This window comes from Halomonas sp. A40-4 (genome assembly GCF_015767635.1).
Lineage (GTDB): Bacteria > Pseudomonadota > Gammaproteobacteria > Pseudomonadales > Halomonadaceae > Vreelandella > Vreelandella janggokensis.
Window position 1 is genome coordinate 3,109,326 of record NZ_CP065230.1, and the last position, 14,040, is coordinate 3,123,365.

Annotated in this window: 15 protein-coding genes; 7 read left to right on the forward strand and 8 right to left on the reverse strand. The window is 58.9% G+C overall.

Going from position 1 to position 14,040, the window contains the following annotated elements; translation table 11 throughout:
• Positions 1–19: 19 nt before the first annotated feature.
• The 5 genes from truD to IT895_RS14580 all read right to left on the reverse strand — a co-directional run bounded on the left by truD (position 20) and on the right by IT895_RS14580 (position 3,811).
• A complete protein-coding gene (truD, locus tag IT895_RS14560) occupies positions 20–1,054 on the reverse strand; it encodes a tRNA pseudouridine(13) synthase TruD (RefSeq protein ID WP_199283902.1) in 1,035 nt (344 codons plus the stop codon).
• Positions 1,047–1,535 carry a 2-C-methyl-D-erythritol 2,4-cyclodiphosphate synthase gene (ispF, locus tag IT895_RS14565; protein WP_085917209.1) on the reverse strand — a complete coding sequence of 163 codons (489 nt, stop codon included), beginning with the start codon at positions 1,533–1,535 and terminating at the stop codon, positions 1,047–1,049. Before ispF ends, truD begins: the two co-directional genes overlap by 8 nt.
• The gene (ispD, locus tag IT895_RS14570; protein WP_199283903.1) at positions 1,535–2,242 is read right to left on the reverse strand and encodes a 2-C-methyl-D-erythritol 4-phosphate cytidylyltransferase; all 708 of its coding nucleotides are present in this window, start codon (positions 2,240–2,242) and stop codon (positions 1,535–1,537) included. Before ispD ends, ispF begins: the two co-directional genes overlap by 1 nt.
• Positions 2,235–2,576, reverse strand: coding sequence for a cell division protein FtsB (gene ftsB, locus IT895_RS14575; protein ID WP_085917207.1), 342 nt, complete (start codon positions 2,574–2,576; stop codon positions 2,235–2,237). Before ftsB ends, ispD begins: the two co-directional genes overlap by 8 nt.
• Positions 2,577–2,665: 89 nt before the next feature.
• Positions 2,666–3,811 carry a GNAT family N-acetyltransferase gene (locus tag IT895_RS14580; RefSeq protein WP_199283904.1) on the reverse strand — a complete coding sequence of 382 codons (1,146 nt, stop codon included), beginning with the start codon at positions 3,809–3,811 and terminating at the stop codon, positions 2,666–2,668.
• Positions 3,812–3,948: 137 nt separating this feature from the next.
• On the opposite strand from IT895_RS14580, the gene IT895_RS14585 reads away from it, so the two are divergent.
• From IT895_RS14585 to IT895_RS14600, 4 genes are all read left to right on the forward strand, one after another.
• Positions 3,949–5,304 carry an aldehyde dehydrogenase family protein gene (locus IT895_RS14585; RefSeq protein ID WP_199283905.1) on the forward strand — a complete coding sequence of 452 codons (1,356 nt, stop codon included), beginning with the start codon at positions 3,949–3,951 and terminating at the stop codon, positions 5,302–5,304.
• Between the two features lie 65 nt (positions 5,305–5,369).
• A complete protein-coding gene (locus tag IT895_RS14590) occupies positions 5,370–7,607 on the forward strand; it encodes a GAF domain-containing protein (protein WP_199283906.1) in 2,238 nt (745 codons plus the stop codon).
• A complete protein-coding gene (locus tag IT895_RS14595) occupies positions 7,604–9,361 on the forward strand; it encodes a putative bifunctional diguanylate cyclase/phosphodiesterase (RefSeq protein WP_199283907.1) in 1,758 nt (585 codons plus the stop codon). The genes IT895_RS14590 and IT895_RS14595 overlap by 4 nt, the downstream gene beginning before the upstream one ends.
• A complete protein-coding gene (locus IT895_RS14600) occupies positions 9,361–10,221 on the forward strand; it encodes a MurR/RpiR family transcriptional regulator (protein WP_199283908.1) in 861 nt (286 codons plus the stop codon). Before IT895_RS14595 ends, IT895_RS14600 begins: the two co-directional genes overlap by 1 nt.
• A gap of 5 nt (positions 10,222–10,226) precedes the next feature.
• Here the strand turns inward: IT895_RS14600 and IT895_RS14605 are convergent, their stop codons facing one another.
• Both IT895_RS14605 and IT895_RS14610 read right to left on the reverse strand, forming a co-directional pair.
• A complete protein-coding gene (locus IT895_RS14605) occupies positions 10,227–10,586 on the reverse strand; it encodes a RidA family protein (protein WP_199283909.1) in 360 nt (119 codons plus the stop codon).
• Between the two features lie 38 nt (positions 10,587–10,624).
• Positions 10,625–10,966 (reverse strand): TraR/DksA family transcriptional regulator, encoded by a 342-nt coding sequence (locus tag IT895_RS14610; protein WP_199283910.1) that lies wholly within the window; start codon positions 10,964–10,966, stop codon positions 10,625–10,627.
• Positions 10,967–11,057: 91 nt separating this feature from the next.
• Here IT895_RS14610 and IT895_RS14615 point away from each other — a divergent pair, with 91 nt between their 5' ends.
• Complete coding sequence (locus tag IT895_RS14615; protein WP_199283911.1) at positions 11,058–12,251, forward strand: MFS transporter; 1,194 nt, start codon at positions 11,058–11,060, stop codon at positions 12,249–12,251.
• On the opposite strand, the gene IT895_RS14620 is transcribed toward IT895_RS14615, so the two are convergent.
• A complete protein-coding gene (locus IT895_RS14620) occupies positions 12,248–13,102 on the reverse strand; it encodes a universal stress protein (protein WP_085917198.1) in 855 nt (284 codons plus the stop codon). The genes IT895_RS14615 and IT895_RS14620 overlap by 4 nt on opposite strands.
• Positions 13,103–13,250: 148 nt before the next feature.
• Between IT895_RS14620 and IT895_RS14625 the strand changes: the two genes are divergently transcribed.
• Together IT895_RS14625 and crcB are read left to right on the forward strand one after the other, a co-directional pair.
• Positions 13,251–13,640, forward strand: coding sequence for a fluoride efflux transporter FluC (locus IT895_RS14625; RefSeq protein WP_233337267.1), 390 nt, complete (start codon positions 13,251–13,253; stop codon positions 13,638–13,640).
• Positions 13,637–14,020 (forward strand): fluoride efflux transporter CrcB, encoded by a 384-nt coding sequence (gene crcB, locus IT895_RS14630; RefSeq protein WP_199283912.1) that lies wholly within the window; start codon positions 13,637–13,639, stop codon positions 14,018–14,020. The genes IT895_RS14625 and crcB overlap by 4 nt, the downstream gene beginning before the upstream one ends.
• Positions 14,021–14,040: the final 20 nt, after the last annotated feature.

Consider the following 14,040-nt stretch of genomic DNA (forward strand, 5'->3'; position numbering starts at 1 on the left):
AGTCCCGGCACACGCCCCTTCAGTCCGGTGACGCGATCAATTCGCTGACCACCGCGGTGGCGAAACTGCCGCGAGGCAGAGCGAATGAGAGTACCACGCTCTGGGCTTCGCGGTTTAGCTGTGGCTCGCTCAAACGAACGCGTAATGCCCGCTGGCCGCGCCTGACTCCGCTGCGCAGCAGGCCCTCGCACAGCGACGGATGACGATCCAACAGCGCAGCCTCGTAGTCACCCGCTGCCTGCTGACTGATATTGCCGACGCCCCACAAGGGACCTGTCGGATGCACATCCAATGCATCGGCACGCGCGCAAAGCGTGGTGTCTACCTGGTCAACATTGAACACGCTCTGGGTACCGTCAAGCATTAGCGTATCGCCGTTAACTGGTTGCTGCCACTGGTTTTTCTCAATTCTTTCGCTAAGCAACTCGTTGAACAGAAAGCTGCGGGCGGTGGACAGCAAAATACCGTGACGATCGTCACGCTTGCGCCATCCGCGCGCCAACAATGCTTCTGCGCGCTGTAGATTGCGCCCCGCTGGCCCGAAGCGTTGCGACCCAAAGTAGTTGGGCACGCCCTGCTCGCATAGCAACTGCCAACGCTGGCTAACGTCATCTGTCTCTATCGCTTCCCCGCTCAACCGCAGTTGAAATCGGTTATAACGATGCACGCCACGCTTCAGCTTGCGCGGGTGTCGGGCATGCTGCAAAACGCTGATGCCGCCATCGGCGAGGGCCTGCATCAACCCCTCAGGGGCTTCCTTGCCGGGTAAATGCACGCTCAACCATTGGCGAGTCACCGCGACACGGTCCTTCATCCCCGAATAGCCAACGTCACGGGGTGCAACGTCACAGCGCTGACTGAGTATTTTAACGACCTCCAGGGTCGTCAGGTTGCGCTTTTCAATGTTCAGCCAAAGATGTTCGCCGTGCCCCTCCGGGGCAAAATCCAGCACCTCGTCGACCAAAAAGTCATCCGGCGCCAGACGAAACCTGCCAGGTTTTGGCGGACCGAGTGCCGCTTCCAGGCTGCGCTGCCAGCGGGGTAATTCAGGCATGGGGCCTCTCATTCAGGCCGAGCAGCACCACCGCTTCGGCTGCGATGCCTTCACCGCGCCCGGTAAAGCCCAACCGCTCGGTAGTGGTGGCTTTAACATTCACCTGGCCCTGGCTCACACCCAGATCGGCCGCGATCACCTCGCGCATGGCGCCCACGAAGGGGGCCAGTTTTGGCGCCTGGGCCATCACCGTGGCATCGATATTGACGACGTTATACCCTTCAGCACGCACCAACGCGATAACCTGACGCAAGAGATCGCGGCTGTCCGCCCCTTTCCATGCCGGGTCGGTGTCCGGGAAATGATGACCAATGTCGCCCAGCGCACAGGCCCCCAGCAGGGCATCGCTCACCGCATGCAGCAGTACATCGCCGTCGGAGTGAGCAATAAACCCTTTATCAAACGCTACCTTTACCCCGCCCAACATCAGATGATCGCCGGGACCAAACCGGTGGACATCAAATCCATGACCAATGCGCATTAGTGGCTCCTCTCGGTGATATCACGCTGTGACGTAAGAATCGCGGCCGCCAGTGCCAGATCATCGGGGTGTGTCACTTTAAGGTTATCCCGTCGCCCGGACACCAGTTGGGGAGCATCGCCCAGCGCTTCCACGGCGGAGGCTTCATCGGTCACCAGCGTATGCCGGTTTCGAGCATCGTTTATCGCTCGGTAAAGCTGGCCGTAACGGAAGCCCTGGGGCGTCAGCGCATGCCAGAGTGCGTCACGGGGCTCACTATGCAGGCTGGCACCGGCAGGACTGGCACGTTTCATGGTGTCAGCCACCGGCATCGCCAGGAGCGCACCCGCGGCATGGTGCTGCACGGCCTGGTAAAGCGCCAGCAGATCTTCACGGGTCACGCAGGGGCGGGCGACATCATGGACAAGCACCAGATCGTTATCCCCGGCGTCGATGGCCGTGAGCGCGTTGAACACACTGTCCATGCGCTCTTCGCCACCAGTGACACGCTGCCAATCGGCAAACGGCACCCACTTTTCGGCGAACCAGTGGTCGTCGTCGTCAAGGCAGAGTACCAGACGCGCATTTGGGAAAGCGCTGTACAAGCGTTCCAGGGTATGGGCAAGCAGCGGGCGGCCCAGCAATGTCAGGTACTGTTTGGGCCTGTCCGCCTCCATGCGGCGTCCTTGACCGGCAGCGGGCACCACCAACCACAAAGGATCACTCATCGGGCAACTCCGGCCTGATCACCGAGCGGGCGTTGATGCCGACCAACTCCTCCTCGATGGCAACGCCTGGCACCCAGAAAAACTGCTCGTCGGTACGCACCATGCCCATATCGCTGCGCGCTCGCTCTTCAATCGCGTCCAGGCCGTCCTTGAGATCGGTCACTTCGGCCGCCATTCTGGCATTGCGCTCGCGCAGGGGCACATTTTCTGCCTCCTGAGCGGCAACGCGCTGCTCGAGTTGCTGCAAGTCGCGCCAGCCGCCATCGCCAAGCCAAAGTTGGTATTGCAGCATGCCCAACACCAGCAGCAGCGCGATTAATAGCCATCTGCGCATGACCGCTCTCCTATAAATGCCGCTCAAATACGTTTTGCCTAAATTGGCGCGCCATTATGCCATCAAGCCGCCCGACCAGCGAGTTGCTTTCATTTATACGGTAGCGCGGCAAAGGCCGCATCACGGTAGGCAGCCACTTGTTGCCCTTCTTCACGGCAAAAGGTCGCGACAGCGTTCGCGAGGCCGGGATGGGCCAGGTAATGCAATGAGCGCACACGCTGCGGTGCAAAGCCGCGCAGTAGCTTGTGCTCGCCCTGAGTACCCGGATCAAACAGCGTCAGGCCCTGCTCGAGACAGAACTCGATGCCCTGGTAATAGCAAGCTTCAAAATGCAGGCAGTCGGCCACCACCTCACTGCCCCAGTAGCGCCCATAAAGCGTCTGAGCGCCTCTAAAGTAAAGCGCTGCCGCAACAGGTCTCCCGTCAAGGCGTGCCTGTACCAAGAGCAGCGACTCGGGCATGGCATTGTAAATACGGGTAAAAAAATCCTGGGCCAGATAAGGCGGCCGCCCGCGCTCCTGGTAAGTAATGGCGTAACACCGGTAAAAATGCGTCAGGTCAGCAGGCGTGATCTGTTCGCCGACCAAGCGCACCACCTCCAGCCCCTGATCGGCCACCAGACGGCGTTCACGCTTGATCATTTTACGCCGCTTGGACGTCAGCGCAGCGAGAAACCCGTCGAAGTCGCCGAAGTCTCGATCACGCCACTGAAACTGCACGCCCTCGCGGCTGATGAGCTCGGGGCACTGGGCCTGCCACACTTCCACTTCTGACGTGCCCGCAAACAGCAAATGCCAGCTTGAAAGGTCATGGCGCTGGCACTGCTCCCGCCAGCCCTGGGCCAGGGCCGCGTAGACGACGTCTGTATCAGCGTCTTGGGCTACCAAGGCACGCGCGCCGGGTACCGGAGTAAACGGTACGGCACTCAGCGCTTTAGGATAATAATGCCCCCCGGCGCGCTCAAAAGCATCAGCCCACCCCCAATCAAACACATATTCGCCGTAGGAATGGTGCTTCTCGTAAAGCGGCATTGCGCCCACCAGTTGCGCGCCTTTCCAAACGGTTAAATGGCAGGGCTGCCAGCCGGTCGCTGGGCCTACCGAACCGCTCGCCTCCAGCGCATGCAGGAAGGCGTGACGTAAAAACGGCTGATCGGCATCTACCAGAGCATCCCACTGACTGGCCGACACAGCCTCCATGGCAGATAACACCGCAACCGATAGCGACACTGGCATAGCCTCTCCCAGACCTAGGGTTGGTTTCAATTAAGCTACTCTACACTATGCGGGTTCATTACCCTTACGGTACAAGCTCGTGATTTAACGCAACGAATTGCCTCGCGCCTGACATCAGGATCCATCAAGGAGACGCCATGACCTGCCACCTCAACGCCTGCCTGGAGACTCAGCGTCTCGCCTGCCGCCAGTCGCCTTACCCCTCCCGGGCGGAACGACGTGAGCTTTTGGCCCGGCTGGCGCTGATGACCAGGCGCCACCGACACGCCATCATCGAGGACATCCAGACCGATTTCGGCCAGCGCAGCGAGGTCGAGATTCAGCTTGCCGACATTCAACCGGTACTTGATGCTGTGAGCCATGCGCGTCGTCATCTATGGCACTGGATGCGCCCCTGGCGAGTCAGCGTCCCCTGGCGGCTACTGCCTGCACGTGCGCGTATTGCGCCCCAACCTCTTGGCGTTGTAGGTATTATCGCCCCCTGGAACTACCCCTGGAGCCTTGCGTTGATGCCGGTCGTTGATGCACTCGCGGCGGGAAACCGCGTCATGCTCAAGCCCAGCGAGCTCACGCCACACACCAGCGCCCTGCTTGGCCGACTGGTAACGCAGTATTTCAGCCCCCGAACACTGTGCGTGATTGAGGGCGACGCCACCACCGGCCAGGCGTTCAGCGCTCTGCCATTCGACCATTTGCTGTTTACCGGCTCGCCCCAGGTCGGCCGGAAAGTTGCATTGGCCGCTGCCAACAACCTGACCCCAACGACGCTGGAATTGGGCGGCAAAAGCCCGGCGTTTGTAGCAGGGGATGCCGACTTTACGCGTGCTGCCGACGCGATTATTTTCGGCAAGGGCATGAATGCCGGGCAAACCTGCATTGCCCCCGATTACGTGCTGGTTGAAAGCCGCCATATCGATGCTCTGACCAACGCTCTGAGCCGCGCGATTTTAAAACAGCGCCCCTCGGCACGGGAGGCCACCCAGCCAATAAACGAGGCTCAGCGTGCACGCAGTGAAGCGATGCTCGCCGAGGCGCGTAACCACGGATGCCGAATCATTGACCACGGCGCCCACGCGCCCGCGCTGGTGATAGATCCCCACCAGAGGCTTGCCGTGATGCGCGAGGAAATTTTCGGCCGCTGCCTGCCAGTTATCAGCGTCAAGGACAGCAATAAGGCGCTTGACTTTGTCGCTGCGCGACCACACCCGCTGGCGATTTATGTATTCACCCAGCAACGCGATCAACAACGCCATTGGCAACACGCCAGCCAGTCTGGTGCCCTGGTATTCAATACCACACTGTTGCATCACGCCGTGCCGGGGCTGCCGTTTGGCGGCGTCGGGGCCAGCGGCCACGGGGCCTATCACGGCCGTCACGGCTTTCACCGTTTCAGCCACCTGCGCGGGATGTTTTATCTGGCCAGCCGCTCTCCTGCCACGCAGCTATACCCACCTTACCGTCGCTGGCTACTAAAGTTACTTCGTCTCATTTAAGCCGGGGAGCAAACGGCCGATAATGTTAATATAAGGTTTTATTGACACCTTCCCACGGAGCAAGGATGCCAGCACCACCAACCCTCGATAACGAGCCTCAGCGCCTGGACGCGGTGCATGCGCTTCGTGTCCTCGATACCCCCAGTGACAGGGCGTTTGAACGCTTGACACAACTGACCCGCGACCTATTCGATGTGCCTGTTGCCTTGGTATCGCTCATCGATCAAGAACGGCAGTGGTTTAAATCGCACCAAGGAATTGAGATGTCTGAAACGGACCGGAGCATTTCTTTCTGCGACCACGCCATCGCCCAAGATGGACCGCTCATCATTGAAGACACCCTTGAAGACGAGCGCTTTGCCGGCAATCCATTGGTCACAAGCCCGCCGCATTTCCGCTTTTACGCTGGCTTCCCGATACGGCCCCTCAATGGCATGGCCGTTGGCACTTTATGCATTATCGACTTCCAACCGCGCCCATTCAGCGAACGTGACTTGAAGCTACTGGGTCGTTTAGCGGGTCAGGTTGAAGAACTGTTTCGCCACCACAAGCTGCAGGTTGAACTCACCCAGACAGCCAACCGGATGCATAAAGAGCAGCAACTGCTCAAAGTTCTCCACCACGGCATCACCGACTATCAGGCGCTCATGTCCGGCGAGCAACTGTGGACCTTTTTAACGGAAGCCCTGAGCGAGCTCACCGACAGCGAATACACTTTGATTGGCGAGGTACTACCCGGCGATATCAGCAATGCGCTGAAGCTTAATGCCATTAAAGGCCCTTTGTGGAGTTCCGAATCACGTCATCACATAGAGCAACTGCTCAGCGGCGATAGGGTGCTCAAGAACCCCAACTCGCTGTTGGGTAGGGTCTTTGCCCGGGGTGAGGTGGTCATCGACAACGATGTTAATGAGCATACCCAGCGCAGCGAGTTCCCGCTGGGCCAGGTGCAGTTTGGAAACTACCTGGGCGTGCCTATTTTCAATAGCGGCCAACTCATCGGCATGTTTGCCATCGCCAACAGCCGTCAGCAGCTGGACCAGCATCTGCTGGACTGGCTTCAGCCCTTCACCGACACCTGCGTACTACTGATCAACCTTTACCGCCAGATGGCTGAGCGCGAGCAGGTCATGCAGGATTTAGCCAATACCCGCGATCAAGCCGAGCGTGCCAACCAGGCCAAGAGCGAATTTTTATCATCGATGAGCCATGAACTGCGCACGCCGCTCAACGCGATTATCGGCTTTGCCCAAGTACTCGGCCACAACCCCCGCGCACCTCTGAATGACAAACAAAAACGCCAAGTCAACCAGATCGAAAAGAGCGGCCACCATCTGCTTAGTTTGATAAACGACGTACTGGACTTGGCCAAAGTCGAAGCGGGCCAACTGTCGCTTTCCATTGAAGCCATTTCGTTGAACAGCATCCTCGAGGATGCCTGTAGCACCCTCGAGGCTAACGCCGAGGCCGCTGGTATCACCTTAACCTTTTCATTACCTGATACCGACTTGAAGATCAGTGCCGACTACACACGTACCAAGCAAATACTTCTCAACCTGCTGTCCAACGCGATCAAGTACAACGTGGCCAACGGGCGTATCGATATCCTTGCGCAGCATCAGAAAGATGTCGCCAAGCTCAGCATCAGCGACACGGGCCCCGGCATCCAGACCGACCGGTTGAACGAGCTGTTCGAACCGTTTAACCGCCTTGATGCTGAAGAAAGCCATGTGGAAGGAACCGGTATAGGATTGTCCATTACCCGGAAGCTAGTGGAACGCATGCATGGAGAGATTGGCGTCGACAGCCAGCCAGGCCATGGGACGACGTTCTGGTTTACGTTGCCAGTGTCGACCTCCCCCGCCACTGAGCGCCCCGGAGGCGCTGACCGACAACACCTGCCAGAGACTGCAAACCAGCAAACACTGCTGTACATCGAAGACAATCCTGCCAACCAACACCTGATGGAAGATATTGTCGACGCCATGGAGGGCGTGACGCTTCGCACCGCATCAAGTGCTGAGATCGGCCTGGAAATGATGCGTTACGACATTCCCGCTGTGGTGATAATGGACTTGCACCTACCCGGCATGAGTGGCTATGACGCGTTGACCAAGCTGCGTACGACTCCCCTCTATCGCGATGTGCGCGTCATTGCCCTTTCGGCCAATGCGCTGCCCAGCGACATAAAAAAGGGCCTCAGAGCAGGGTTTGATGCCTATCTAACCAAACCAATCGACATTAAACAGTTTACTGACACGCTTAACCCGTTGCTGGGAGCGCCCATCAGGCAGGAGCCATGACATTCTATTCCAAACACGTATTGGTCGTTGACGATAACACTGTCAACATTGAGCTAATGCTCGACTTGCTCGAAAACCAGGGTTTTCACAACACTCATGGCATCAGCGATTCCCGCCATGTGCTCGCCTATTGCCAGCGGTCACTACCTGATCTGTTATTGCTGGACATTCGCATGCCTTACCTGGATGGCTACGCGGTTATCGAGCAGCTCAACGCGCACCTTGGCGAGCAGACGCCGCCGATTGTCATCCTCACGGCCCAGATTGACGACGAAACCAGACAGCGCGCGCTGGCGCTTGGCGTGCGCGACTTTGTTACCAAGCCTTTCAAGCATGACGAGGTGCTGCAACGCATTCTCAACGTGCTGAACGTCGAGCATCGCTACCACGTCCGCGACCGACAGGCCGACACTCTGGAACGCATAGTCAATGAACGCACTCAGGCGCTTTACCTTCAATCATGCACCGACCCCATTACGCGTTCACCCAATCGGCGCGGCCTTACTCAAGCCCTCAGCGAAGCGGCAACGCACAACGATGCCACTGGGCTATTGTTTATTGCCTTAGACCGCTTTGATGATGTCATTCGATTGCATGGGTACCGGATTGCCGAAAGGCTAATGAGCCATATTGTACAGCGCCTGGGTGAGCGCCTGAGCGACTCCCACACACTCGGCTTATGGGGTGGCAGCGAGCTGTTGGTGATTAGCGCCACCGATGACAAGCGTAAGCTTCTGTCGCTGGCCCATCACCTGATGGAAACGTTCGAAACCGACCAGCAGGTTGACGATTTGCTGCTGCCACTAGGAGCAAGAGTCGGCATTAGCCAAGCCCGCGGTGCATTTGATATTGAGCGGTTAGTCCATATGGCGACCTTGGCGCTACCACAGAAGAACGGCAGAGCCGTTCAGTGCTATAGCGAAACGCTCGAGGCCCAGCAGCGCCATCGGCTACACGTTCTGCAAGCCTTGCGTGGCGCCACCGAACGCGGTGAAATGTCGCTTGTCTTCCAGCCCAAGCTGCGCCTGAGTGATCAGCGTATTATCGGTGCCGAAGCATTATTACGTTGGCACCATCCCGACCTGGGACACATATCACCAGGCATGTTCATTCCTCTGGCTGAAGCCAGCGGAGATATCTTTTCGATTGGCGAGTGGGTTCTGGAAGAGGCCATGAGGACGATCGCCGACTGGCGACAGAAAAACGTGTTCAGCAATGACTTTCACATTGCGGTGAACGTAGCCGCCCGGCAGCTGGCGCGCAAGGATTTCGCCGAAAGCGTCTTGCGTCAGTTGGAAGACCACCAAATCCCCGCGCACTTCTTCGCCATTGAGGTCACTGAATCCGGTTTAATGAGCGATATGCAGAACGCACGGCAACAGCTTGAGCAGTTTACCCAGGCCAATATCGCCGTGGCCATCGATGATTTTGGCACCGGCCACTCTTCGTTGGCGTATATCAAGACGCTGCCTTTTTCAACGCTGAAGATTGACCGCGCCTTTGTTATGGACTTGGAGGAAAGCGACGTAGAACGCCAACTGGCGCGTACCATTGCCCAACTGGCGCATAGCGTGGGCAGTGATGTTGTCGCGGAAGGCATTGAAACCGCGTATCAGGCCATGTACTTACGGGGCATTGGCTGTGAAACTGCTCAAGGCTATTATTTCTCGCGGCCATTACCGGCCAGCGAGTTCCTCGCCTGGTGCGATAATTGGCAGCCGCACTTGCCACCAACCTCCACGGAGACCGTTTAATGGCTCACGACTTGCTCGACCGGATACGCCAACGCCTGGAAGATCTCAACCGCTCGGAGCGTAAGGTCGCCAACGTGATTATCGATGATCCTGCGGCCGCCACCAGCCTGAGCATTGCCAGCCTGGCACAGGCGGCAAGCGTCAGCGAGCCGACGGTGAACCGCTTCTGCCGCAACTTTGGCGCCAAGGGCTATCCCGATTTCAAGATCAAACTTGCCCAGAGCCTCGCGGGCGGCACCCCCTACGTGACCCGGGCAGTCGAGCCTGGCGATTCCGCCACCCAGTACACCCAGAAAATCTTTGGCGCCACCATTGCCGCACTGGATGAAGCCCAACGTGAAGTCGACATGGGCGCCGTGGAACGCATGGTGGATTACCTGACCCAGGCCAAGCAGATCCACTTTTTCGGCCTTGGGGCCTCCGGTGCGGTGGCGCAGGATGCCCAGCACAAGTTCTTCCGCTTCAACCTGCCGGTCATGGTGCACATCGATGTGCTGATGCAACGCATGGTTGCCGCTGCCTGCCATACAGGCGATGTGGTAGTGATCATTTCCTATACCGGGCGCACCCGTGAACTGGTCGACATTGCTCGCGTCGCCCGCGAAGCGGGCGCTGTGGTGCTGGGCATCACAGCGCCGGATTCACCGCTTTCCCAGGAATGCACCGCCACCCTTGAAGTCGCGACGCCGGAAGACACTGACCATTACATGCCCATGACGTCACGCGTGATTCAACTGACGCTGATCGATGCGCTGGCCACCGGTGTGACGCTCAGGCGCGGCGAGGATTTCCTGCCGCACCTCAAAAAGATCAAGGACAGCCTACGGGAAACACGCTTCCCTATTCCCAAAAACACCTAGGGCGTTTAATCGGTCACAGCGGCGCAAACGGTAATCTCGACCCTCAGCTCGTCGGCAGGCATCGGTGCACATACACAGGTGCGTGCCGGCGCATGGCCTTCCGGCACCCAGGCATCCCAAACGGCATTCATCGCCGCGAAATCGCTACCGTCCTTGAGGTAGATCGTGGCGGTCAGCAGCTGCTCTCGAGACGAGCCAATCTCGCTCAACAGGGCATCCACCCGCGCCAGCATGCTTTCGGTTTGTGCCGTGATATCGTCGAAACGCGCCTCTGGCCCGGCAACCTGGCCACACAGGTGGGCCACACCCTGATGGATGACCGCACGGCTCATGCGGGCTTTGGTGTCGTGGCGTTCAATTGTCATGGGGTTCCTCGTTATCGTTGAATCCGTTGTCATTCGGCCTATTCGGCACAGCCGATGCACTTGAGCACCAGCGGGTCGCTTTCCAGACGCTTAATGTTAATCCACTCGCCGCATTTGATACATTCACCGAAGACACCCTGTTCGAGGCGCTGTAGTGAGCCCGCGATACGCGTCACGTTTTGCTGGCGACGCTGCTCTTCGGCCTTGGCCATGGCCTGCCCCTGAAGGGCGTCCATACGCGACAGCCGACCTACCGAGGTTTGATCCAGCGTCACCGTATCCCGAGCCCCGGCACTGCCAGCACTTTCGTCGATCAGCGTTTCGCGCAGGGTGATTAAACGGGCCTTCATGGCCTCCACGTCTACATCGGGATGGTTCATCGCCACCTCCTTAGGATCTGCTGTTATACTTGGAGAATTAACCCTTTACGAGCGCCCCTTCGCCCGCTTGTTTCGCAAAGGATACTGCATCATGGGCTATCGTACCCTGCTGCGCGACCACCGTAGTGTGTTAAGTATCGCCTTTTTGGCAATGTTCAGTTCAAGCCTTGGGCAAAGTTTTTTTGTCGGGCTTTTTCAGGCACCGCTGGCTGACCATTGGCAGTTCAGCGCGGGCCAGTTCGGTACCGCCTACACCGTCGTGACGCTCGTTTCAGGGTTTGTAATGCTGTATTACGGTCCTTCCATCGACTGGATATCCCCACGCCGATTCGCGATTACCGTGCTGTTCGCCCTGGTGACGGGCGTTGCCCTGCTCACCCTTTCCCCCTGGTGGTGGCTTGGCGTTCTCGGCCTGGGCCTGGTGCGATTATGCGGGCAGGGCATGTTGACCCACCTGGGCAACACCCTCGCTGCCCGGGAGTTCACCACCCAGCGGGGCCGCGCAATGGGGCTTGCAAGCTTGGGCATTCCACTTGGCGAAGCGCTGCTTCCACCGCTCGTCGCGGCGACACTGCTATGGCTAAGCTGGCAGTCCTTCTGGTGGTTGCTTTGTGCCCTGCTGGCCCTGCCTTGGCTATGGCTGCTGCAGCGTGCCCCCTGGTCCAACGCCCCGGGCCAAAAACCCCAGAAACGTGACACCACCGGGCCGCGACCCTTTTACGAGCCTCGCTTCTGGGCGTTATTGCCGCTGCTCATGTCGCTGCCGATCACCATGACAGGGCTATTCATTTACCAGGCGCAGCTGACCGATGCCCTGGACAGCTCGCTGAGCGTCTATGCGCTGGCCCTTACCGGCATGGGGGTCGCCAAGCTTCCTGGCGCACTGTTGGGCGGCCGCTGGATCGACAAAATTGGCCCGGTGCGTCTAGCCCGCGTGTACTTGATTCCTTATGCTGCGGCGATGCTATTCGCCACACTGGCCGGAGGGAACGCAAGCGTTTGGGCGTTGATGGTGGGAGGCGGTTTGGCCATGGGCGCTCAAGAGCTGATTGCCTCGGGCCTGCTGATCAAGCTGTGGGGCATCGAGCACCTGGGACGCGTACGCTCCGCGCTCAGCGCCGCCATGGTATTTTCCACGGGTATCGCTCCCGCCGCCATCGGACTCGCGCTCAGCGCTGGCATGGCGTTTCCGGCCATCCTTGCCACGATGCTGGCGTTTATCGTCGCCGCCTGGTGTCTTGCCCAACGCGTTTTGCAAATAGCCAACCAAGCGGCCAGCCCCTAGCGCAGAATCAGCACCGGCAATTGGGCCTTCCTCAGCATCGCGGTGGTAGTGCTGCCAACCAGCAAATGGCGAATGCGCGAATGGCCGTAGGCGCCCATGACCAGCATATCGATGCCATGTTCCTCTTTGTAGGCGCGCAGCGTCTCTTCGACATCACCCGCTCGAATCGCGCCTTCGGCCGTATGTCCCGCACTCGTCAGGCTCGTCAGCGCCCACTCCAGCTGTGAACGGTGCTCGGCGGTTTCCGCGCCGACGATGACAACGTGGCAGGTCGCACCGTTAAACAACGGGCTCTTGGCCAGCATTTCAACGCCTTTGCGCGCTGTGTTGCTGCCATCGAAGGCCATCATGACGTTTTCGGGATGGGTAAATGTTCTGGGCACCATCAGGATAGGGCGGTGCACTTCGCGCACCACGCGCTCCAGGTTTGAACCTATATGGCCGCTGGCCTGGTGAGCGGTTTCACCACGCTTACCCACCACCAGTAGGCGTACACTCTTTTCCTGCTCGACCAGGGTTTCCACCAAGGTACCGTTGCGCTGCATGGCATCTAGCGCTTCGACACCCGCTTTCAAGGCTCGCTGCCTGGCATCCTCCAGCACCAGCCTGCCTTGCTCACGCGCCAGCTTGGCACGCTGTTCTTCGACGTCGGATAGCTTTTCCAGTAGATGCTCGCGGGTGCCCAGCCCCAGATTGCCGGTCAGGTCAGGCTCGGAGATTTGTGGGTGGTTATCCACTACATGAATAAACGCGAGAGGCGCATCAAGCGCCTTGGCAGCCCAGGCAGCGTAGTCGCATACCCCTTCGGAAAACTGGGAACTGTCGATAGCCGCCAATACTCGATCAGACATTGATCAACCTCACTCAAGCAGGTGCAATAAACATTATTGTTGTGGCCTACCTTTTTACACGAACTTATTGACCGGCAACAGCGCCTGCCCCGACATCTCAACATGATAAGCTTGATGACCGCTGGGGGAATTGGCAAGGGGACGTATCTTGGGTATTAGCTGGGGTAGCATTATGCTGGTGGCAGTTGGCGGGGCTTTCGGTGGCATGGCCCGCGTGGCCACCTCGAACCTGTTTGCCAAATGGCTGGGCATCGCATTTCCTTGGGGCACCCTGGCCGTTAACCTGCTGGGCGCTTTTGCCCTTGGCTGGGTGGCGAGCACCCTCAATCAGGGCAGCCCACCATTCGGTGATGCGTGGCTGTTTGTCGCCGTTGGGCTACTGGGCGGCTTCACGACGGTCTCATCCTTCAGCTTGCAGACCCTGGGCCTGTGGGAAAGCGGCATGGGAGGCAAGGCACTCGCCAATATCACCAGCACGCTGACACTCGGCGTTGCGGCGCTGGGGTTAGGTGCATGGTTAGCGGGAGGGGGCCTATGAAGACGCTTGCCACCTATGCCGCGGTTGGCATCGGCAGCGGGCTGGGCAGCGCGCTGCGTTACGTCATCTCGTTGTCGATGACAGGCACCCTGGGTAGCTCCTTTCCCTGGGGGACGCTTCTGGTCAATGTTGTCGGCTCAGGGCTGATCGGCTGGCTTGCCGGGCGCATTGCCCGGGCACCCGATGCACAACGCAAACGCTGGCAGCCCTTTTGGGTGGCGGGCTTTTGCGGCGGATTCACCACCTTTTCTCTATTCAGCTTGGAAGTCGTTTCACTTGCCCAGACCCAACCCATCCTGGCGTTGGCTTATATCGCTGTCAGCCTGCCTTTATGGTTGGCGGCAGTCTGGGCAGGACAACGCTGGGCCAATAGCGGTTAAGCCACCCACTCCTGACACCT